The organism is Ponticaulis sp. (assembly GCF_029210165.1).
Lineage (GTDB): Bacteria > Pseudomonadota > Alphaproteobacteria > Caulobacterales > Hyphomonadaceae > Ponticaulis.
In genome coordinates this window covers 145,155-166,214 of the sequence record NZ_JARGNT010000003.1, presented here as the reverse complement: position 1 = coordinate 166,214, position 21,060 = coordinate 145,155, and the positions used below count along the sequence as shown (strand labels likewise).

The 21,060-nt window shown below is 55.5% G+C and carries 24 protein-coding genes and 1 other RNA gene; 18 read left to right on the top strand and 7 right to left on the bottom strand.

From position 1 onward, the window contains the following. Positions 1-8: 8 nt before the first annotated feature. Positions 9-182, bottom strand: coding sequence for a DUF1328 domain-containing protein (locus P1U45_RS15445; protein WP_022696090.1), 174 nt, complete (start codon positions 180-182; stop codon positions 9-11). Between the two features lie 175 nt (positions 183-357). On the opposite strand from P1U45_RS15445, the gene P1U45_RS15440 reads away from it, so the two are divergent. Genes P1U45_RS15440 through P1U45_RS15430 form a run of 3 tightly spaced genes read left to right on the top strand, consistent with a single transcriptional unit; the run spans position 358 to position 2,162 of the window. After that, a complete protein-coding gene (locus P1U45_RS15440) occupies positions 358-1,194 on the top strand; it encodes a diacylglycerol kinase family protein (protein WP_301059865.1) in 837 nt (278 codons plus the stop codon). Then, positions 1,194-1,952, top strand: coding sequence for a metallophosphoesterase (locus P1U45_RS15435; RefSeq protein WP_301059863.1), 759 nt, complete (start codon positions 1,194-1,196; stop codon positions 1,950-1,952). The genes P1U45_RS15440 and P1U45_RS15435 overlap by 1 nt, the downstream gene beginning before the upstream one ends. A 60-nt stretch (positions 1,953-2,012) precedes the next feature. Then, positions 2,013-2,162: a hypothetical protein gene (locus tag P1U45_RS15430; protein WP_022696093.1), complete on the top strand. Its 150-nt coding sequence runs from the start codon at positions 2,013-2,015 to the stop codon at positions 2,160-2,162. A 90-nt stretch (positions 2,163-2,252) separates the two neighbouring features. Here P1U45_RS15430 and P1U45_RS15425 read toward each other — a convergent pair whose 3' ends face one another. The 3 genes from P1U45_RS15425 to P1U45_RS15415 all read right to left on the bottom strand — a co-directional run bounded on the left by P1U45_RS15425 (position 2,253) and on the right by P1U45_RS15415 (position 4,761). Further along, positions 2,253-3,809, bottom strand: coding sequence for a sensor histidine kinase (locus P1U45_RS15425; RefSeq protein WP_301059862.1), 1,557 nt, complete (start codon positions 3,807-3,809; stop codon positions 2,253-2,255). Positions 3,810-3,964: 155 nt separating this feature from the next. Next, entirely contained in the window at positions 3,965-4,546 is a 582-nt protein-coding gene (locus P1U45_RS15420; RefSeq protein WP_293608749.1) for a sigma-70 family RNA polymerase sigma factor, read from the bottom strand. An 8-nt stretch (positions 4,547-4,554) separates the two neighbouring features. After that, positions 4,555-4,761 (bottom strand): NepR family anti-sigma factor, encoded by a 207-nt coding sequence (locus P1U45_RS15415; protein ID WP_293608748.1) that lies wholly within the window; start codon positions 4,759-4,761, stop codon positions 4,555-4,557. 173 nt (positions 4,762-4,934) lie between these two features. On the opposite strand from P1U45_RS15415, the gene P1U45_RS15410 reads away from it, so the two are divergent. The 6 genes from P1U45_RS15410 to P1U45_RS15385 all read left to right on the top strand — a co-directional run bounded on the left by P1U45_RS15410 (position 4,935) and on the right by P1U45_RS15385 (position 8,137). Beyond that, a complete protein-coding gene (locus P1U45_RS15410; RefSeq protein WP_293608747.1) occupies positions 4,935-5,726 on the top strand; it encodes a response regulator in 792 nt (263 codons plus the stop codon). Between the two features lie 108 nt (positions 5,727-5,834). Then, entirely contained in the window at positions 5,835-6,413 is a 579-nt protein-coding gene (locus P1U45_RS15405; RefSeq protein WP_293608746.1) for an exopolysaccharide biosynthesis protein, read from the top strand. A gap of 73 nt (positions 6,414-6,486) precedes the next feature. Beyond that, positions 6,487-6,798, top strand: coding sequence for a hypothetical protein (locus P1U45_RS15400; RefSeq protein WP_293608745.1), 312 nt, complete (start codon positions 6,487-6,489; stop codon positions 6,796-6,798). Positions 6,799-6,850: 52 nt separating this feature from the next. After that, complete coding sequence (locus P1U45_RS15395; RefSeq protein ID WP_301059861.1) at positions 6,851-7,201, top strand: hypothetical protein; 351 nt, start codon at positions 6,851-6,853, stop codon at positions 7,199-7,201. Between the two features lie 153 nt (positions 7,202-7,354). After that, the gene (locus P1U45_RS15390; protein ID WP_293608743.1) at positions 7,355-7,573 is read left to right on the top strand and encodes a hypothetical protein; all 219 of its coding nucleotides are present in this window, start codon (positions 7,355-7,357) and stop codon (positions 7,571-7,573) included. A 3-nt stretch (positions 7,574-7,576) separates the two neighbouring features. Then, entirely contained in the window at positions 7,577-8,137 is a 561-nt protein-coding gene (locus tag P1U45_RS15385; RefSeq protein WP_301059860.1) for a phospholipid-binding protein MlaC, read from the top strand. 57 nt (positions 8,138-8,194) lie between these two features. On the opposite strand, the gene P1U45_RS15380 is transcribed toward P1U45_RS15385, so the two are convergent. Together P1U45_RS15380 and P1U45_RS15375 are read right to left on the bottom strand one after the other, a co-directional pair. Beyond that, positions 8,195-10,210 carry a gamma-glutamyl-gamma-aminobutyrate hydrolase family protein gene (locus P1U45_RS15380; protein WP_301059859.1) on the bottom strand — a complete coding sequence of 672 codons (2,016 nt, stop codon included), beginning with the start codon at positions 10,208-10,210 and terminating at the stop codon, positions 8,195-8,197. Between the two features lie 170 nt (positions 10,211-10,380). Beyond that, entirely contained in the window at positions 10,381-10,716 is a 336-nt protein-coding gene (locus tag P1U45_RS15375) for a glycine zipper domain-containing protein (protein ID WP_293608740.1), read from the bottom strand. A 272-nt stretch (positions 10,717-10,988) separates the two neighbouring features. Here P1U45_RS15375 and P1U45_RS15370 point away from each other — a divergent pair, with 272 nt between their 5' ends. Beyond that, a complete protein-coding gene (locus P1U45_RS15370) occupies positions 10,989-12,314 on the top strand; it encodes a hypothetical protein (protein ID WP_301059858.1) in 1,326 nt (441 codons plus the stop codon). Positions 12,315-12,318: 4 nt separating this feature from the next. Here P1U45_RS15370 and P1U45_RS15365 read toward each other — a convergent pair whose 3' ends face one another. Beyond that, positions 12,319-12,765 carry a MarR family winged helix-turn-helix transcriptional regulator gene (locus tag P1U45_RS15365; RefSeq protein ID WP_301059857.1) on the bottom strand — a complete coding sequence of 149 codons (447 nt, stop codon included), beginning with the start codon at positions 12,763-12,765 and terminating at the stop codon, positions 12,319-12,321. Positions 12,766-12,874: 109 nt separating this feature from the next. Here P1U45_RS15365 and rnpB point away from each other — a divergent pair. The 8 genes from rnpB (at position 12,875) to mraY (ending at position 21,060) form a co-directional block, all read left to right on the top strand. Continuing rightward, an RNA gene (gene rnpB, locus P1U45_RS15360) (RNase P RNA component class A) lies at positions 12,875-13,240 on the top strand. 398 nt (positions 13,241-13,638) lie between these two features. Beyond that, the gene (locus P1U45_RS15355) at positions 13,639-14,115 is read left to right on the top strand and encodes a division/cell wall cluster transcriptional repressor MraZ (RefSeq protein WP_022696106.1); all 477 of its coding nucleotides are present in this window, start codon (positions 13,639-13,641) and stop codon (positions 14,113-14,115) included. Next, positions 14,115-15,104 (top strand): 16S rRNA (cytosine(1402)-N(4))-methyltransferase RsmH, encoded by a 990-nt coding sequence (gene rsmH, locus P1U45_RS15350; protein WP_301059856.1) that lies wholly within the window; start codon positions 14,115-14,117, stop codon positions 15,102-15,104. The genes P1U45_RS15355 and rsmH overlap by 1 nt, the downstream gene beginning before the upstream one ends. Beyond that, on the top strand, positions 15,101-15,409 hold the full coding sequence (locus P1U45_RS15345; protein WP_293608735.1) for a hypothetical protein: 309 nt from the start codon (positions 15,101-15,103) through the stop codon (positions 15,407-15,409). Before rsmH ends, P1U45_RS15345 begins: the two co-directional genes overlap by 4 nt. After that, the gene (locus P1U45_RS15340) at positions 15,406-17,067 is read left to right on the top strand and encodes a penicillin-binding protein 2 (RefSeq protein ID WP_301059855.1); all 1,662 of its coding nucleotides are present in this window, start codon (positions 15,406-15,408) and stop codon (positions 17,065-17,067) included. The genes P1U45_RS15345 and P1U45_RS15340 overlap by 4 nt, the downstream gene beginning before the upstream one ends. Continuing rightward, entirely contained in the window at positions 17,064-18,497 is a 1,434-nt protein-coding gene (locus P1U45_RS15335) for a UDP-N-acetylmuramoyl-L-alanyl-D-glutamate--2,6-diaminopimelate ligase (protein WP_301059854.1), read from the top strand. The genes P1U45_RS15340 and P1U45_RS15335 overlap by 4 nt, the downstream gene beginning before the upstream one ends. Then, positions 18,494-19,906: a UDP-N-acetylmuramoyl-tripeptide--D-alanyl-D-alanine ligase gene (gene murF, locus P1U45_RS15330; protein ID WP_301059853.1), complete on the top strand. Its 1,413-nt coding sequence runs from the start codon at positions 18,494-18,496 to the stop codon at positions 19,904-19,906. Before P1U45_RS15335 ends, murF begins: the two co-directional genes overlap by 4 nt. After that, entirely contained in the window at positions 19,906-21,060 is a 1,155-nt protein-coding gene (gene mraY, locus P1U45_RS15325; protein WP_293617237.1) for a phospho-N-acetylmuramoyl-pentapeptide-transferase, read from the top strand. Before murF ends, mraY begins: the two co-directional genes overlap by 1 nt.

Here is a 21,060-nt window from a genome sequence, read left to right as displayed (position 1 = left end):
TGCGTACTCTATAGTACGCTTCGACCCCGGACCGCGCGGGCAACAAATGTAATCACGAGAAGCGCGAGGAATACGAAGAAGAGAAGTTGTGCGATACCTGCGGAAGCGCCCGCAATACCACCAAAACCGAATGCAGCGGCGATAATCGCCAGAATGAAAAATCCAAGTGCCCAACCGAGCATGATGTGTCTCCTTAGTGTTGCGACGCGGTGACTGCGCCTATGCCGAAAACAACCGCCGGAAAGGGCATCGGTTCCGATTTTTATTATTGGAACTTTCCTGAAGCTGCGGCGTTATTGCGAGCGTACACGTTTGTTTTAAAGGGAGAATTGTCCGGTCATTCGGAATCTCACATCCATGAAGTTCTCGGTCATTGTAAATACGCGCTCAGGTTCGGTTCCAGATAATGGAGATGTTCTGATCTCCGAGGAACTCACCGGTCTCGGGCATGAGTTCGATATGTATTCTGTCGAGGGCGCTGACCTCGAGGATGTATGGAGGCAGCAGGATTTGACGGGATGCGATGGCATCATCGTATGGGGCGGAGATGGTACGATCTCATTTGTCCTCTCGCATGCGTGCCGGGCAGACATTCCCGTATTGCCGCTGCCAGGCGGAACCATGAACCTTCTGCCGAAGCATATTCATGGCAATGACTGCGAATGGCGCGACTGCTTGAGTAATGCTCTGGAGAGCCGACAGACCAAGCCTCTCGCGGGCATGCAGATCGGGGATCAGATGTGTTATGTGGGAGTACTCATCGGTCGTCTGACGCGTCTTGCCCACTCTCGTGAACACTTGCGTACCGGAGCAGTTGGATCCGCCGTTGAAACACTTGTCGGGAATGACGTGCTAAATCTCAAAACCCGCCTCGAAGTGCAGGGTGAAGATGAAAACTGGGATGCGACAGCCCTCGGAATATTCGTTCCGGAAGATGATACGCCCGGTCTCGATGTAGCGAGTATTGATCCTGACAATCTCGCTCAACTCGTCGAGATGAGTGTCGAGAGTCTGATTGGAAACTGGAAGACGGCTAATGGCGTCGAGCATCGCACTGTCCGTGAAATCGATATTGCGACCAAAGACGATAAGCCGGTTTCTGTGACACTGGATGGCGAGCCGCGCGAACTGAAATCGCCGTTTTCTATCGCTTTTTGTCCGGAGGCTGCGACGGTCTGGAGCGCTCGAAGCTAATGATGAAGCTGATACAGGTCGCTGACCTTCACTTCGGCAGGGAGTGCAAGCCAGCTATCACAGCGGCCATCTCTGCAATCAATTCACTTCAGGCGGATGCTCTCATTGTCGCGGGTGATCTGACCCAGCGCGGCAAGACGAGTGAGTTTGAGGCTGCACGGGACTGGCTGTCTCAAATTTCGCTGCCGCAAATCGTAGTGCCTGGTAATCACGACACCCCCATGCTGAATTTGTATGCGCGGGCGCATGAGCCCTTTAAACGGTTCTGTGAACTGTTCGGCGAGGACATGCAGACGCTCAAATTCCCTGATTTGAAAATTGTGGGGCTGAACACGGCGCGTGGCTGGCAAGTGCGCAGAAACTGGGCCGAAGGCTCGGTGAATCTTGATGATCTTCAGGATGCACTCGGCGATACGCCAGAATTGAAAGCGCTTGTCTGCCATCACCCGTTTCGCCCGGTTCCGGGTGCGCCGCTCACGACACGCACAAAGCGCGGCGCGCGCGCCAGCCAGGCAATCGCGAAAAGTAACGTACGCATGTTGTTCACCGGGCATGTTCACCAGCCGGCGATCCAGAACTGGCGTGAAGAAGGTGGCCAATATCTTGCGATTGGCGCTGGCACACTCTCTGACAGGCTCCGCGAATGGCCACCGAGCTTTAATGAAATCCAGCTCAATAACGGGCAGGTACAGGTGATTGCCCATGCGTATGAGGGTACGCGATTTGCACCACGTAAATTAGGAACATTTACGCTCTGAAGCAGGGAACCATTGGCCCCCCTCCACGTTGATCAGATGCAACTTAAGAGGAGACATATCATGCTTTTACGCCCACTTCTTGTCGCTGGTCTTGCGCTTACAACAATTGCCGCATGCGACTCAAATGACGGTCCGCTCGAAGAAGCTGGTGAAAACCTTGATAACGCAGTTGAAGAAACAACTGACGAGATGGAAGAAGCAACAGACTAAGCTTTTTTCACTGCTTCAAACGCAAAAGATAACCCCGACGGCGATATGCCCTCGGGGTTTTTCTTTGGTCTGATGTCGTGCGTTTGAGACTTAAACCGCAGAGAATGGCTTCTTGGCTTCGGTTGGCTCCGGAATATCGAGCTGGACCACGTAATTTCCATTACCGTCCGGGCCACCCGACAGCTCTCCGCGAAGCTGTCGGGAGAATGCTGTCATGAGCTTGCTGCCAAGACCTGTAGAATTGGCCTCGTCTTCGTCTTCTCCGGCCGGGCGCGCAGTGTTCGTGATTTTCAAATTCAGCATGCGAGCTTCAGCATCACGCGTCATCTCGATATGAATTTTACCGCCATACCTCGGGCCGTGTTTGATGGCGTTGGTCACCGCTTCAAGGGCGAACAGCGCTAGCGGGATTGCATCATCGGCATCGCGATCTGCATCCTGTAAATCCCAGCTTGCTTCAAAACCAAGATCTTCAAAACCAAGCGCTTCAGACAGATGTTCCAGCAGGCCGCTCAGGAAGGGTTTCAGTGAAACCGCTTCCAGTCGTTCGTGCTGGTAAAGCGTCTGGTGCACAATCGACAGGGCGTCAATCCGGTGACGGGCTGATGCCAGCGCCGATTTTGCACCCTGGTCTGATACCTGGCGGCTTTGCAGATTGAGGAAACTTGTGACGATCTGAAGATTGTTCTTCACACGGTGATGGATTTCACGGACCGCGGCATCTCGCTTGCCGAGTGCTTCGCGTAGTGAGCCATCCCGGCTTTCGATTTTTTCAGCCATCTGATCGAGCGTCAGAGCGAGTTCGAGAATTTCTTCCGGTGCGCTGCTGAAGCTTTCGCCCGCACGAATTTTGTAACGCCCAGCACCATAAATGAAGGCAATCCGCTTCAGGCGTGCGAGCCATTTGAGCACGAGCCGGTCGACGGCGACCCATACGGCGGCAAGAACGAGAAGGAATGCCAGAAATGGCAGTCCGATTGCCGAAGCAGGTGCAATAGCGAATTCGCTGAACAGGCCAGGTGAGGAACGTGTAAGCAAAACATATACGCCGCCCTGACCAATACGTTCGATCACAACATCATAACGTTCGCTTCCAATCCGGACGTCCGGGAAGAGCGCATTACCATCATTTGCTTCGAGCTGGTTCAGCCAGTCCGGTTCAAACTGAGAAATGATGTCACTGCCAAAGACACGGCCATCACGAGAGGCGATCGATATGTCGATGTCCTCGTCACGTAGTTTTTCGTGAAGAAAATCACCCAGACGTTCGGCATTGATGCCGAAGCTCACAGAGCCGTCAAATGCGCCGAATGCTGTTTCAACGCGTGAGTGGATGGCAAAAAGCTGGGTGTGGCTGACCGGTCCCTCAAACGCGTCTGTGCGGACGACATCTGTCCCAAGCCTCAGGCGCTCGAACGCGGCTGGTCGGGTGACGGAAAATCCGGGCTCGCCAAGCGCGGTACATTCTGAAATCCCATCGATATTGAAGCGGACAACATTGTTCAGAGACGGGATAACCTCACGAAGCCTTTCAAATACCGTAGAGCAGCCGCCCTCCAGAATTTCAGGTTCGAAGAACTGGAGATAGCTTTCAGCGGTGGCAAGGTTTTGCGCAAGGTCGTCAATCGCGTCATCTGCTGTTTCCATCAGCTCGACGCGTCTTTGATCAAGGCTTTGCTCAGCGTTGATCCAGGCTTGAATCCCGCTGAGCAAAAAAATGGGTGTGAGTGCGACCGCAAGCGTAGCAAGAAGCCTCAGCCGGAGAGAACTCTTGGCTGTCCGTGGCTTTTCGCGTTGGTCGGTCACGCTGGTGTAGAACCTGACAGACTGTCTGCCTGAGCGATGAGGTCATCAAACGCTTCGCTGGCTGACATTGAGGAGTCTGAATTGAAGCCTACGGAATTGGATTCCATGATCACTGCCAGCGCAGTGCGTGCACGGTTTACGCGGCTTTTGATAGTGCCGACCGCACAGCCACAAATTTCCGCGACTTCTTCGTAAGGCAGACCGCCTGCACCAACGAGGATCAGTGCTTCTCGTTGGTCATCCGGTAGTTCGTTGAGCGCATTACGCAGAGCGAGCAGCTCCATTGAATCCGCCGGATTATCGTTAGATACCAGTGTGGCCTCTGCAACTTCAGGGTCCAAAGGCTGGCGACGCCAGCTTCTGCGTTTCTCTGAATAGAATGTGTTCCGCAGAATGGTGAAGCACCACGCTTTGAGATTTGTACCTTCCTGGTAGGACTCTCTGGCCTTCCAGGCGCGCATCAGGGTTTCCTGCGCCAGATCGTCTGCTTGCGTAGCATCAGAGCACAGGTTTCTCGCAAAAGCGCGAAGGTGAGGAATGAGCTCACTCAATTCGCGTTTGAAATTGTTATCGTCCACAATAATGCTCACTTCTCTGGCTGAGATGAAGAGGCATTAGCGCCACCAGCCCGGCCGGAAGTGGCCTCAGATGATTTGTCTGCTTCTTCGAGAAGGCGCAGAAAATCATCGGGGATTTCTTCAGAAATCACTTCGTCATAGAGCTGACGCAGCTGCAGACCAAGTCTACGCTGTCTTGCCCGTTGAGCGACTGAATCTTCCCGGGATTTTTCCATAATCATACCTATATAATGTTTCCCGTAAGGTGCGCCGCCAAAAAGAGCGGTGCGCGAATTACAAGAAGGAAATGCCCGTTCTGGCCATTGGTTCCAAAAAAATGACATTTATTATTTTTTTTCGGAACCAACTTCTTTCTGAGGAATTAATGCAGGACGTTTGGAGGGTATAAATGTCATTCGTAACTCAACTTGGTCCTCATCTCCCATTTCTCCGCCGGTATGCGCGTGCGCTTACCGGATCGCAGAGCAGCGGCGATGCTTATATTAAAGCATCACTGGCGGCGCTCGCGAGTGATACGGACGGTTTTGACAAAGGCGCTTCGCCGCGCCTCGCTCTATATAAATATTTCCACCTGATCTGGTCTCAGACGGGTGCGCAGCTTGAAGATAAGTTTGGCGGCGGTGATCAGGTCGCAGACTTCCGTCTGCAGGCGCTTGCGCCGATCCACCGACAGGCTTTCCTGCTGTCTTCTCTCGAAGGCTTCACGACTTCTGAAGTTGCTGAAATTCTCAACGCGTCGGCAGAACAGGTAGCGTCCTACCTTGCAGAAGCGCAGACAGAAATTGAAAGCGAACTTCGCACTCAGGTTCTTATTATTGAAGACGAGCCTGTGATTGCAGCGGATCTGGAAAGCCTCGTGACCGATTTGGGTCATGGCGTTACCGGTAATGCGACAACACATAAAGAAGCTGTTGAAATGGCGCGCAAGAACCCGCCAGGGCTCGTGCTGTGCGATATTCAGCTGGCTGATAATTCTTCAGGCATTGATGCGGCACACGACATCCTTCAGGACTTTGATGTGCCAATTATCTTTATCACGGCATTCCCGGAGCGCCTGCTGACAGGTGAGCGCCCTGAGCCGACATATCTGATCTCCAAACCATTCCAGGAATCTACAGTCAAAGCGGCAATCGCTCAGGCACTGTTCTTCCACCCGAATAAAGCGGAAGCAGCCGCGTAAGCGTTGCTTTCTCTCTGAGAGAGGCGAACCCGTCCGGATTTCCGGGCGGGTTTTTCTTTGTTGCGGACAGGGCCGGAACCGGCGCAATGTCGGTGCGTTAAAGCAGGCATGTCTAGCGCACCTCTACACGATATTCTCGATGATATTGAAGGCCTCGCCGAAGATGAAGGTAAGGTCGACGTCAAATCACTGCTCGAGTCTTTTCAGGCAAGATCATTCGGGCCGGTCCTCGTTCTTCTCGGCATACTTTCCATGTCGCCGCTTGGTGCTGTGCCTGGCATTCCGGTTGTGCTCGCTGGCATGGTGATCTTGTGGGCAGGGCAGATTCTCATCGGCCGGTCCCATCCGTGGACGCCCGAATTCTTGCACTCTATCGAAATTTCTGAAGATCAGGTCGGTAAGTTTCGCGACAAAGCCGAGCCTGCAACCGAGTTTGTAGACAGCTGGGTGAAGCCGCGTTTGAAATGGGCGGTAGGGAATGTTTCAGAATACCTTATCGCGGCGCTGTCTATCGCGCTTGCGCTTCTGATGATCCCGCTCGAACTCGTGCCTTTCGCGGTTGCTATTCCGGCAGGTGCACTGGTTCTCTTGGGGCTCGCGCTCATGGCGAAAGATGGAATCCTGACGCTGATTTCGATTGTCCTGGGCGGCATCGTTATAATCGGATCGGTCGCGGGATTTCTCTGAGAAAAAGCCGAAAAACTCGGAACTTCGACCGCTCCCCTTCGTTGGTTTGGTGTAGGCAATGAAGGAGACACACATGACACTGCACACTGTATCAAATCCCGCACCCGAAGCTGAAACAGAAGTCAAAGACGACGTTGAAAACCTGCGCAAGGACTTCGACTCGCTGAAAGACAATGTCAGCTCACTGATGTCTCACGTCGGCCAATTCGCTAGCGCTAAAGCTGGTGAAGTTCCGGAACAGACACGCGAACTCGCAGGTGAAGCGAAAGACAAAATCGAAGGCTACGGAAATGCTGTTTCAGACCGCATCCGTGAAAAGCCACTGGCAGCCGTAGGTATCGCCGCAGGTGTCGGCGTCCTGTTTGCAATGCTGACGCGTCGCTAATCACATGGAAAATGCCAAGCTCAGAATCATAGCTGGCGCAGGCGGAGTCCTTATGGGCTTCGCCGGCATTCTGTTCGTATCAGGTGCCTTGGCCGTATTTCTGGCCAGCGTCATGGGATGGGGTTTCGCCATCCTGACAATCGGCGCTCTGTTACTGCTCGGTGCCGGGCTTGGCATCGCGTATTTTGCGGAGCCGTTCCAGGATATTGATGAAGAGTTCCAGGAGCTGGAGGATGCTGCAGCCGATGCGCTCGCAGATCTGCCGTTCGATACATTAAAATCGATCGTAGACAAACGGCCGCTCACTTCGGTCAGCATAGCCGCAATTGCAGGCTACTCAGTTGCCAGTGATCCTTCAAATGCGACAAAGCATGCCCAGCGCCTGATGTTCGGACTGCTCTGACAGAAAACGCCATCTGAATCGATAAAAGCCGCCCGCCTCGGGTGGCTTTTTTGTTTTAAAACAGGTGGTTGATTGGTGCTCGTTCACACGTAAATGGGGGAACTTATGTGGCCGGTTAACGTTTTGTTTCCATAGAATTCAGGAGATCTGATAATGCGAAACCCACTTGTTTCCCTGCTCGTTGTGGCAGGTGTACTTTTCGTCGGAGCCATGGGCTTCTTCTACATTCAGCACGGCTCTATGGAGGGCGCTGGCGCAGAGATGGACGCAGTTCTTGCGGACGCCGCAGATGCAACAGCTGAAGCGGCTGACAATATCGGCGAAGCCACTGAGGACTTTGTTGAAGATGTCCGCGATGGCGAAGAGGCGTAAATCATGATCAGAACCAGCTTTATTGCCTGCGCGCTCGCAGCAGGCCTGTCGTTCAGCGCTGAGGCGCGCATCCAGTCCACACCGGAAGCGGTAATCGACTCTGTGTCATCAAGTGCGATGACGCACCTCGCGGACAACACTTTGTCTGAAAACGAAGCCAGCGACCTGCTGTCCAACGTCAATGTAGACGCGGTAAGCCGGTTTGCACTCGGGCGTTATGTTCGCACGGCAAGCGACGCGGAGCTGGAGAGCTATAACACGGCTTTTCGTGCCTATCTGGCAGACCAGCTGCAAACGCATCTGGGAAACTTCGCCGGCGGTAGCTTCGAGATCGTAGATACGGTTGAACGCGAGCCCGGTGATGTGGTTGTCGAAACATCTGTCACAAACGCTGACGGCGAACAGCTTCCTGTCAGCTGGCGCGTAAAGTCCTTTGACGGCGACTGGCAGATTATCGACGTCGAGTTCGAAGGTCTCTGGCTTGTCATTGAGCAGCGCGCTCAGTTCCAGGCAACGCTGGATGCAAATGGCGGTGACGTCGGAGCTCTCGCCGACAGCCTCTAAAACAGCTTTCAGCCTCAAAAGAAAAGCCTCGCAAATTGCGAGGCTTTTTTGTTGGGATCAGGATGTGGCCACTTCAGAGCTTCGCTTCTCCGCGAAGGCGCCAGCAGCATTCACAAACGCCCTGAAAATATCGCGCGCAAAGCGGCGGTAGAGTAAAAACTCGGGGTGGAACTGTATGCCCACGGCGAACTCATGGTCTGCGTGCTCAATGCCCTGTACCAGTCCGTTCGGTTCCAGAGCAGTGGCATGGAAGCCTTTGCCAAGATCATCGATTGCCTGAGTATGGATCGAGTTCACGCACAGCTCATCTCGCTCCACCATCTGGTACAGCTTAGACGAGGTGCGCACCTCAACGGGTTTGCGATAAAAGACCCGCTGCAGGAGGTCCGTCGGGTATTCCTTGTCATACGCGCTGAGGTCAGGATGCAGCGTGCCGCCCGCATACACATTCATCATCTGCATGCCGCGGCAGACACCCAGCATGGGGATCCCGTGCTCGAATGCCGCTTGTGCCCAGGAGGCTTCCATCTCGTCGCGTGCAAGATCATAGCGGACATGCTCTTTCGGCTTACCCTGATAGCGATCCGGATAGACATCAGACCCGCCGCCGAACAGCAGACCGTCGATTGAGTGAGGATCACGCGGCGCCGACGATGTGATGGCGACAGGTCGCCCGCCAGCCATCCAGACGGCAAGCTTCATGGCCTGGAAAGCAAAGAAGTCGCCCTTGTCGGGACGTGTAATGCCGATCACCGGACGTACATCCTCATTATTTTCGTGTACTGTTGGCTCTTCCGGTTCGTCTGCATCGAACTTCAGCTCAGGCGGGAGTTCGCCGTGCCGTACGAGCGAGCTAAGCGCGAACAGTATGCCGAGACCGGTTGCCGGATCGTGGTCCGCGGTAAATTCTGAGGGCAGCTCTTCATGGCGTTTCAGTTCGGCCCGCAGCTTTTTGATCGTGCCGGCGCTAAGTGCTGACTGGGAAAGCGCTTCAGGGAAATGGCGCAATGCCTGAAGGACATCGCCCTTCGAGGCGTCGGCCTTCAATGATTTCCAGGCTGAAGACGCGCTCTCCATATGCTCGTCAGAACCTGCAATCTCCTGCGCGACAGACAGGATCCATGCTGCGGGTGTGCGCGAGCGGAAACCAACATGGTCGTCTTCCAGCTGTTCGTCTTTCAGTGGGAGGCCTGCCGCAATGGCAAAGGCCAGCCACGGATAATCAATGCCGGACTCGGTTGAGTGGAACAGGCCCGCCCAGAAGCGTGGATTGATTTCGATCAGTTTTGCAGGCTGGCCAGAGTTTTCATCCCAGCGGAAATCGACCTCTGCAACGCCGTGCCAGCCAGAGGCCGCGACGAGCTTACGTGCGGTCTCTTCAAACGGTTCTGCGGATACGGTCTCGCGGATCGCGCCAGCTCCGGATTCTACAGGGAACTGCTTGATATTCTTATAGGCTGAAATGGCAATCAGATCGCCGCGACGTGCGGCGATAGCGACGCAATAGTCCTCACCATCAATGGCTTCCTGAAGAAGCAGGTTCTGCTTGCCTTTCAGTTCGTCGCGGTAATGGCTGACATCACTTTCATCTTTCAGAAGGCTTACGCCTCGACCGCCCACGCCATCCACAGGCTTCACGATGCGTGGAAGACTCATCTCCTCAATGCTCAGATCACGGAATTCATCCGGCGTCAGTATGCGTGTTTCAGGGGCCTGAAGCGCGTTATCTGTCGCGAACTCTGCGAAATTGTCTTTCGGGTGGATGAGGTCGATACACTCGGCCGGCGGTGCCGCTATTTTGATAAGCGGCTCGAACCGGTCGCGATTGCGGGAGAATAGCTTGGCGTCCCTGAAGCCTGGGATGAGCACATATGGTCGGTCATCTTCAGGCGCGTATTTGCGGATAGCTTCTTCAAACGCATTGAGGGCAGCTTCCGGCTCACGCTCGAAATGGGGATGGGTGAACGAGTCTTTGGTGTGTTTGGAGAATGAAAGCACAGTAAGGTCGACATCGTCACATCCGATCACCTCAATCCCGCGTTCGCTCAGTGAGCGTGCGATGACGAGGGACATGAGGCTTCGCCCATATGTAACAATAGCCCGACCTCTGATTTTCTGTTCAGAGCGGGCCTCAGGGGTTTGGTGATCCGAATTATCAGGCTTCGGACTAACGCCATGCGAGAGTGTGTCTGTCATGTTGTGAGAGTGCCACCCTGTACTGAGTACAGAGTGGCAAATCTATCCTACCAGCGTGAAGGGTCTGTTGGGTAGCGGTCGCTTACGTCAGCAACGCCATCATTGTCATAGTCACGCTCGTCAGCCTGGTCGTCTACGCCCGGCATGTCGCAGTCTTCAGCGTTCGTGCAACCACGTGCTGCGCCTGCCGCGCCGCCAACTGCCGCGCCAACTGCTGCGCCTGTCGCAGCATCACCGTCGCCGGTGTTGTTGCCGATGATGGCACCGGCTGCTGCGCCAATTGCCGCGCCGCCAAGTGCGTTGCGTTCTGTTTCGCCCGTGCTTGTGCAGGCTGCTGCACCAAGTGCGAGCGCGGGGATGATATACATCATGTGCTTTTTCATGGTCAGATCTCCGTTGTTGTGCCGAACTAACGTGACCCTTGTGATGAAGTTCCAAGATCGGGGGAGATTGGTGATTTGTCGTTGATCGGAAGACCTGTCGTGAAAATGTTACACGCTGTCATTGCGAGGAGACGGAAGTTTCAGGGCTTTTGGCTGCCGATGACAAAAATTTGTCGCGCTTATTCTGTTTTGCGGGGTTGCTTGTCTAAAAAGTTTCATACAGTTCGGGTAGCGAAGGGCTACGTAGAGTCCAGACGCCATCGGGAAGTACCATGAGCTTTTTCGGAATTGAGATGTTCGCCGCGATCGGCTTCCTGTTTGCGGCCTATGCCGTCGTCGGAAACGATGCGCTTCAGACTCTCGGTACTTTTATTAATTCTAATAAGCGCCTGCACTGGACCGTTCTATTCGGATTTGCAGTCACCGTGCTGGTGGTGACATTCGCCTACGGCTGGATCGTGAACGGCGGTGACCCATCTTACGGGCGTCTTTCGAATGAGAGCAAATATCCGCCTATGGATGTGCAGTGGTATCACGTGCTGCCGCCACTGGTTCTCCTGGTTATTACCCGTCTCGGTATTCCGGTTTCGACATCATTCATGGTTCTGACCATTTTCGCCTCTATTGGCGGCCTTGGCTCCATGATTGAAAAGTCGCTTTTCGGCTATGCGCTGGCTTTCGTCACAGGCGGTGTGGTTTACCTGATTATCGCGCGCACGCTGGAGCGCTGGTTCGAGCATAATCCGGTCGATGCGTTTATTCCGTACGGCATCATTGCGGCGGTCGGTTCTGCATTCTTCCTGTCGCAATACTATGTGTTTGGTACGACAAGCGACATGCAGTCTGTGCTGGTCGGTGTCGGTCTGTCTTTCTTCGCAGAAGCTGTTGCTCTGGCATTTTGCTTTAAGCACTCGCGGTCCATGTACTGGGTGGTCCTGCAATGGGTGACCACGGGCTATCTATGGGCTGTCTGGCTCATTCAGGATTTCGCGAACATTTTCGTCTTCCTGCCACGCGAGCTGACGGCGATTCAAGGCGTCCTCGCTATGGGCGCGATCGCGCTTCTGCTGGCATACACATTTGCTAACCGCGGTGGTCCGGTACAGCGTATCCTCAACACAAAGTCCAACGTCACCGATATTCGCTCGGCAACGATTGTCGACTTCCTTTACGCGTCACTTCTGTTCTTCTTCAAAGAGCTTAATGACCTGCCAATGAGCACAACCTGGGTCTTCCTCGGTCTCATTGCGGGTCGCGAGTATGCCTTTGCCCTGACGCATAAAGTCGTCACGATTGGCGCTGCGGTTCTCGATACTTTCGGTGATCTTGGCAAAGCCTTTATCGGCCTCGTTATCTCGATCGACCTTGCTGTCGGTCTGCCGCTTCTGGCGCGTATCGCCATCGGCGAGAATGTCGATCTGTCCATGATCTTCGCCACAGACATCTTCCTGTGGTTTGTCGTCCTGTCGAACCTGATGCTGGCCGTCACACTGTGGTTCCTCATGCGCAAGGATAAGCCTGCGACGACCGTGTTCGCGATTGTCATGGCACTGGGTGCGGCTGGATTCTTTGCGTCAGTCGATCAGCTGACAGCCTGAGTGATCAGCTATCGGCTGCGTGGCGCAAGCGGGCCATAAATCGGTAGCCGGCCTGCAGGTCGTCCTGACTGAGCTCTTCTTCGACACGTGATTGTGCGGCCTGCCAGAGCGGGTAGGCGGCCACCAGCTTTGCCTGACCTGCTGCTGTGAGACGGTGTGTGATAGCACGACTGACATTCGCTTTCTCCCGCTCGATCAAACCTGCATCAATCAGCGGTTTGAGGTTGCGAGAGAGCGTTGATTTTTCGATGTTAAGGGCATCACCCAGTTCGGAGATCGAATTGAAATTGTGAGAGCCGATCGCGACCAACAGGGAAAACTGCGTTCCTGTGATCCCGGCATTCTTAAGTGCCTGGTCGTAAAGTCGCGTGATCGAGCGGGCTGTCATCAGCGTTCGAACGCTGGCGCAACGGCTCGCTATGTCTGTGATCTTTTCTTTTTCAACCGTCATGGATTCCACAGGTAATGTTATTGCCCGAATGTGCAAGTAACTCTCAATCACGATCTCGGTTCCCTCCTACTGGCCAAATTCGCTCAGCTGATTTACAAGCCACGCCGGATCAGATGGCCGGGCGGCCGCTGGCGTGCTTGCATGCTGGAGGAAAGTCCGGGCTCCATGAGGACAGGGCGGCGGGTAACTCCCGCCCGGCGTGAGCCGAGGGAAAGTGCCACAGAAAGCAAACCGCCCCGATACGTCGGGGTAAGGGTGAAAGGGTGCGGTAAGAGCGCACCGCGGTTCTGGCAACAGGACTGGCAAGGTAAACCCCGCCTGGAGCAAGACCAAATAGGGAAAGCATGATGGCGTGTCTTCGCGTCGCTTTCCGGGTCGGTCGCGTCAGGTGATGAGCAATCATCATCGCAGAGGAATGGTCGCCAATCCGCGTTTACGTGGTGAACAGAACCCGGCTTACAGGCCATCTGATCCTTTTCTCTCATGGGCAAAACTGGGCGCGAGCGGGCAAATGTTCGCTGATTTGGGATTTGCGTGCCCATGGCTGCCCAATTTCCTCACTCTCACTGCAAAAAATTTACGCTTCCTGTTTAACCATCTGGGGATAAGTGTCTCTGCCGTGTCTCTGACACACGATATTGTTGGGCGATCATGGGGTGGCACAAGATATTGATTTCAGGGGTAGGTGGAGTGCTGCCGCCAAGCGACGATATTCGTCCTATGTTCCTATAAGTTCTGAATTTGTTCGGATTTCGGGTGTGGATTGTGTTAACAAACCCTGTCTGGCCCATTGTTGCCCACTTCTGCGCATGTTATCCCAATTTTAAACCAAAACACCCCAAAATGGGTGAGGTAGTTGGCTGTGGGTTGGTCATGTTCTTATCGACCGTTGAAGGAAGCATTGATGGGCGCGGACGGGTTCTCGTTCCGAGCAGCTTCCGCACGGCTCTCGAAGGGGCATCCCGTTTCTTCCTGTATCCGATCGCTGAAGGTGGCGGCTGTCTTGAGGGTGGCGGCATGGATCTGATGCAGAGCTACCGTAAAATATTCTCCAACCTGCACCCGAATGATGTGAACCGCCGAGCGAACGTTATGGCGATTTTCTCCAACGGCAGCGAAATCACGATGGATCAGGCGGGCCGCGCGAATATTCCGGCAAACCTGCTCCGTGAGGCGGGTATTGAGAAAGAGCTTCTCTTCGTTGGTGCGATGGACCGTTTCCAGATCTGGAATCCTGAGCGCTTTGCGTCCTATCGTCAGGAAATGTCGTCCCATGCGACACAGAACCCTGATGCGCTGGCTGTGCCGTTCTATCAGAGCCTCGGCCAAGACGGACAGGGAGGCGCGTAATGGGCCATATTCCTGTCATGCTGGATCACGTTGTTGAGCACCTCGCGCCTAAGTCTGGCGAGGTGTTTCTCGACGGCACGTTCGGTGGGGGCGGTTACTCGCGTCGTATTCTGGAAAGCGCTGAGTGCCATGTAATTGGCGTGGATCGTGACCCGGATGCGGAAACACGCTCTGCACCGCTTAAATCCGATTATCCTGATCGCTTCAGTTTTGCGGCTGGCCGGTTCGGCGAGCTCGACGAGATTGCTCGCGCTTGTGGTCATGAGCAGCTCGATGGCGTTGTTGTTGATCTGGGTGTCTCATCGTTTCAGCTTGATGAGGCTGATCGCGGGTTTTCCTTCATGCGCGATGGGCCGCTCGATATGCGTATGAGCCAGAGCGGGCCGAGTGCGGCTGATCTGGTGAACTCTGCGCCAGAGGCTGTTCTGGCTAACATCATTTTCCAATTGGGTGAGGAGCGTGACTCCCGTCGCATTGCGCGTCGTATCGTAGAGGCGCGCCAAGCCGAAGCCTTCACGACAACGCTTCAACTTGCAGAAGCCATCGAGAAGGCTGTCGGCGGTCGTCGTGGCAAGAAGACCCACCCAGCAACAAAGTCGTTTCAGGCGCTCCGCATGTTCGTGAATGAAGAGCTGGTCGAGTTGGCGAATGCGCTCGAAGCTGCCGAGCGCGCGCTCAAGCCAGGCGGTCGTCTCGTCGTTGTGACGTTCCACTCTCTTGAAGACCGTATGGTCAAAGCATTCATGGCTGAGCGGTCCGGCAAAACCGAAGGTGGCTCGCGCTTTATGCCGGTCGTGCAATCTGAGGGGCCAGCCGCGACGTTTGAAAAGGTTCGCCGCGTAACTGCGCCAGACGTCGCCGAGATTGCAGCGAATGTGCGTGCGCGTTCTTCTCGCCTTCGTTCCGCTGTGCGCACTGAAGCGCCGGTCTGGGATGCTGAAACCGATCTGTCCGTTGATCTGCCGTTACTGAGTGAGGTCTGCCGATGAACCGTTATGTGCTTCTGACTGGTATCGTTGTGATGGGCTTCCTGGCCGTCGGGATGTTTCAGGCAAAATCCGGCGCAGGCGAGAGCAATGATCGCATCCGCGCTCTGAATGCTGAAATCTCTCAGCTTGAAGGTGAGATTGAGCTCCTTGAAGCGGAGATGGATACGCTGACAGGCCGTGCGCGTATTGCGGAGCTGGCGTCCAGCCGCCTCGGCATGGGGCCTGCGCGATCCCGCCAGATGATCGATATCGAAACTGCTGATGCCTATTTCGGTCCGCTCACCGATTGGGAGAGCGAAGAATGAGCCAGAATCTGTTCGAAGCTGAACGCACATCTCCGCTCCGTGCCCGACTTGTGGCTGCCGGCCTTTGCTTTGCGTTTTGCGCGGTTGGCTTGCAGGGCGCAGTTGTTGCGCTGGCTGGAAGTGATAGCGCCACTACGCGCGTTGCCAGCTCGTCTCGCGATGCTGTCAGCACGCGTCGCGCAGAGATTGTTGACCGCAATGGCGAGCGTCTTGCGACGTCCGTTTCTGTTTACTCGCTTTACGCTGACCCGAGCGCGATCTGGAATGCCCATGATGTGGCGGCTGGTCTCGTGTCCATCCTGCCGGACCTCGATTACGACACCATTCTCGCGCGTCTGTCAGATGAAGATCGCCGCTTTGTCTGGTTGAAGCGTGGCCTCACGCCAAACCAGCGTCAGGCTGTGTTTGATCTTGGCTTTGAGGCGCTGGGCTTTCGTGAGGAGACGCGCCGTTTCTACCCGCAGCGCAGCCTAGCCTCACACATTCTCGGTTTCACCGATGTCGATGGCAACGGGATTTCAGGAATCGAGTATGCGCTGAATGATCGCCTCACCAGCACTGACGAACCGCTCCAGCTGACCATTGATGTTGGTATTCAGTACAGCCTCGAGGTCGAGCTGAGCGCGGCGGCTGTTCGCACAAACGCTGAAGGCGGCGCTGGTGTTGTGCTGGACGCGCGTACGGGTGAGGTGCTCGCAATGGCGTCCTGGCCGATGTATGACGCGAACCGTCCGCAGGATGCTGATGATGTTGCGCGTTTCAACCGCGCATCGTCCGGCGTTTACGAGCTGGGCTCTGTGTTCAAGCCGTTCACGATTGCCGCAGGCATCGACCTTGGCGAAGTGACGCTTCGCGAAACCTTCGACGTGCGCAATCCGATCCGCATCGGCTCTGACGCAATTCATGACGATCACCCGCTGCACAATGCACGCAGTGCTGATCTGACCACCATTCTCGCTCAATCCTCTAATATCGGCACGGTTCAGGTTGCAGGCCGGATCGGGCCGGAGCGTCAGGTGCGCTTCCTTGAGTCACTTGGCCTGTTCGATGCGTCTCCGGTGGAGCTTGGTTCGGCTGCGCCGCTTCTTCCGGACTATTGGTCTGAAGTGACATACGCGACGGCGAGCTTCGGGCACGGTATTGCTGTCTCTCCGATGTCATTTGCCTCCGCGTTTGCGACCTTTGCAAATGATGGCGAATATCTTGCGCCAACCATTCTGATGGAAGGTGACCCGCTGTCCGAACCTCGCGAGCCGCGCCGCGTCATGTCTGCGCCAACGGCTCAGGTCGTTGTCGAGATGATGCGCACAGCTGTTACCGAAGGCACTGGCCGAAATGCTGACGTCGTTGGCTACCGTGTCGCGGGAAAAACCGGCACGGCCGAAAAACCTGCTGCTGGCGGATATGATGACGACCGGAATGTGACGTCATTCTCCGCTGTGTTTCCCGCAGATGACCCGAATTATGTCGTATTGATCGTGCTGGATGAGCCTACCAATGAGGCTGGTCAGGCCATCTCTGCTGCTTTCGCGTCTGCCCCGGCAGTCGGAAATGTGATTGAACGCATCGCGCCGATTCTGGACGTGATGCCGAACTTTGAAGACATCAGACCGTCTGGACCGCCCGTGCGTATGATTGCAGACAGGAGGTCACTGTGAAGCTGAAAGATCTGTTCGAGGGGCAGAACATCTCAGCAGACGCTGATGTTAAAGGACTGACGGCCGATTCCCGCAAAGTGGAGGAGGGCTTCGTCTTTGCCGCTCTTAAAGGTGTTGCCCGTGATGGTCGTGAGTTTATTCCGATGGCGCTTGAGAAAGGCGCCGCGGCTATTCTCTGTGATGGGCCTGCGGAAACAGGTGACGCTGCGCTGGTGACCGCTGAAGAGCCGCGTCAGGCGCTCGCATATGCCAGCGCGAAATTCTATCCGCGCCAGCCTGAGAATATTGTGGCGGTGACCGGCACGAATGGCAAAAGCTCTACCGTCGATTTTCTTCGTCAGATCTGGGCGCATACAGGCCTCAAAGCAGCCAGCATGGGCACGCTCGGCGCGGTTGGTCCGAACGGTCATATCGACCTCGGCCACACAACCCCTGATCCGGTTATGATTCACGAGACGCTGGACACGCTGGCGGGTGAGGGCGTCACGCATGCCGCGATGGAAGCGTCTTCTCATGGTCTGGTTCAGTACCGTCTTGATGGTGTGAAGCTGGCCGCTGTTGCGTTCACGAACCTGACGCAGGACCATCTCGACTACCACGCGGACTTCAACGACTACCGGTCTGCCAAGCTGCGATTGTTTTCAGAGCTCGCGCCTGAAGGTGCGCTCGCGGTTGTAAATGCTGACAGCCCGGAAACGCCTGTATTCGAAGACGCTGCGCGTGAAGCAGGGCTGAACCTGTTCTCTGTTGGCTGGCGCGGCGCAGATCTGAAAATTCGCGAGCTTAGCCCGCGTGCGACAGGTCAGGTGATGGACGTGCTCTATCAGGGCAATGCGTATGAAGTGCATCTGCCGCTGATCGGTGAGTTTCAAGCGCTCAATGCGCTGACGGCCGCAGGCCTCGCGATTGGTCTTGGCCTCACTCCGGAAGCGGTGTTCGACGCTATGGCCACGCTGACGACTGTTAAGGGGCGACTTGAGCTGGTCGGTGAAAAATCCGGTGGCGGCGCTGTCTTCGTGGACTATGCGCATACGCCGGATGGTCTGGACGTGCTTCTTCGCGCTGCGCGTCCGCACACTGCCGGTCGTCTTATTCTGGTGTTCGGATGCGGCGGTGATCGCGATCCATACAAACGCCCGATGATGGGCGAGATCGCTGCAAAGCATGCCGATGTCGTCATCGTGACAGATGATAACCCGCGCACCGAAGACGCTGCGTCTATCCGATCATCTATTATGACGGCATGCCTCGAAGCGACCGAGATCGCTGATCGTGCTGCGGCGATCCAGTCTGGTATCGCTCAGTTGAGAGCTGGCGACACACTGCTTATCGCAGGCAAGGGACACGAAACCGGTCAGATTGTTGGCGCTGAAGTTCTGCCATTCTCAGATCAGGATACAGCCGCCCAGGCTCTGGAGAGCGCCGCATGACAAAGCCACTCTGGACCTCCGAAGAGGCTGCCAAAGCAACGGGTGGCCGGGCCGTTGGCCGCTGGGCGATTTACGGTCTGTCCATCGATACGCGCAGCATCCAGCCGGGCGACATGTTCGTGGCGCTGAAAGATGTGCGTGACGGTCATGACTTTGTGCCGAACGCCTATGAAGCTGGTGCCGGTGCGTGTCTGGTGTCGCGCCCGATTGAGGATGTTCCAGCGCTTCAGGTTGATGACACGCTGACAGCGCTGGAAGCCATGGGGCGGGCCGCCCGTGCGCGCACGGATGCTTTCTGCTGCGCGATCACAGGCTCAGTCGGCAAAACCAGCGTGAAGGAAATGCTGGCGCAAATCTTCCGCGCCTTTGGTCCTGCACATTGGTCCGTCAAATCCTTCAACAATCACTGGGGCGTGCCGCTGACGCTTGCGCGTATGCCGCGGGACACGACACGCGCTGTGTTCGAGATTGGCATGAATACACCAGGCGAGATTGAACCTCGCTCTGAAATGGTTCGCCCGCATGCGGCGCTGATCACCAAGATTGCACCAGCACACCTGGAGGGCATGGGGTCTGAGGACGCGGTTGCGCTGGAAAAGTCTGCGATCTTTGCGGGCCTGCAGTCCGGCGGCTATGCGATCCTGCCTCTCAGCGACAATTTCTACGAGTTTCTTCGCGACAAGGCAGTAGAGTATGCGCCAGACGCGAAAATTCTGACGTTTGGCAGTGAGGGCGGTCAGGCCTTCGTAACGGATTACGAGACGGACGGTGTGTCCTCACGGTTCACCCTCGAAGTACTTGGCGAGACGGTTGACGTCTCCGTCGATGCAGTGGGCGAGCATTGGGGGCAGAATGTTGCCGCCGCTTTGCTCATGGCCAATTGTTCCGGCCTTGGCGTGATCGAGGCGGCAAAAGCCTTGAACGGTTATGCGCCACCTGAAGGGCGCGGCAATGCTGAATGGTTGAACCTTGAGGGCGAAGGCCGCGCTTTGATGGTTGATGACGCTTACAATGCGAACCCTGAAAGCATGCGCGCTGCGCTTGCCGGTTTCGCGATGCGCCCTGCAAAGCGTAAACTAATTGCACTTGGTGAGATGAAAGAGCTTGGCCCGGATGCCGACGCACTTCATGCAGGCCTCGCACCCGAGATTCTGGATTGCGAGCCAGCGCGGGTTTTCCTGTCAGGCGAAGGCATCAAGCCGCTTGCAAAAGCGCTCGACGGGAAGGTGGAAGTAAGCTGGGCAATGAAAGCCGGCGATCTTCATGAAATGGTTAATAAGTCGTTAATAAATGGCGATGCGCTCTTGATCAAAGGCTCGAATGCTTCCGGAATGGGAACACTAGCCGGAGCGCTTCGACGCTTCAGCGCGCAGAATAACGATACCTCAAAGGGCGCCGGGGAAGAGTAATGCTGTACGAAATTTTATCATTATATACAGAGGACTACTCGTTTCTGAACGTGATGAACTACGTCACTTTCCGGACGGGACTTGCCTTCGCGACGGCGTTTATTCTCTGCCTGATTATGGGCGCGCCAATGATTAACTGGCTGCGCAAGCGTCAGAAAAAGGGCCAGCCGATCCGCGAAGATGGTCCGGAAAGCCATTTGCTCACGAAAAAAGGCACGCCAACCATGGGCGGTTTCCTGATTCTGATGGGCATTTCAGTTGGCACACTTCTTTGGGCGGATCTGTCCAACGAATATATCTGGATCGTGCTCTTCGTGACGGTCGGCTACGGCCTGATCGGCTTCCTGGATGATTTCACGAAAGTCACCAAAGGCCATGCCGGTGGTCTTTCCGGCAAGGCGCGTCTCTTCGCCGAGTTCGTGATTGCGATCGTTGCGGTGGTCTGGGTAGCCCGTTACGCGCCAATCGCTGCAGGCCAGTCTGCACTTGAACGCGAAGCTGCGAACCTGCTGCCGGTGCTGATCCCTGAAAACTTCGAGACATCTCTGACCATTCCGTTCTTCAAGGACGTTCTGATCAATCTGACGATTTACGGCTTTGCGATTTTCGGCGCGTTCGTTGTCGTGGGCGCTGCAAACTCTGTGAACCTGACGGACGGGCTTGATGGCCTTGCCATTGTGCCGGTCATGGTTGCAGGCGGCACATTTGCATTGATTGCTTATATCTGCGGAACGCCGCGCTACGCTGATTATCTCTATCTGATCAACACGCCGGGTACGTCTGAGCTGACTGTACTGTTCGGTGCGCTGTTCGGCTCAGGCCTCGGCTTCCTCTGGTACAACGCACCGCCTGCGAAAGTCTTCATGGGCGATACCGGCTCACTCGCCCTCGGCGGCATGGTCGGCACGGTTGCTGTCTGCACCAAGCACGAGATCGTTCTTGCAATTGTTGGCGGCATTTTCGTCATGGAGGCTCTCTCCGTATTCGTACAGGTGGGCAGCTATAAGCTGACCGGTAAGCGCGTTTTCCGTATGGCGCCGATCCACCACCATTTCGAAAAAGCGGGCTGGGCTGAATCCACCGTCGTGATCCGTTTCTGGATCATATCCGTAGTTCTGGCCCTTATCGGCCTTGCGACACTCAAGCTGAGATAG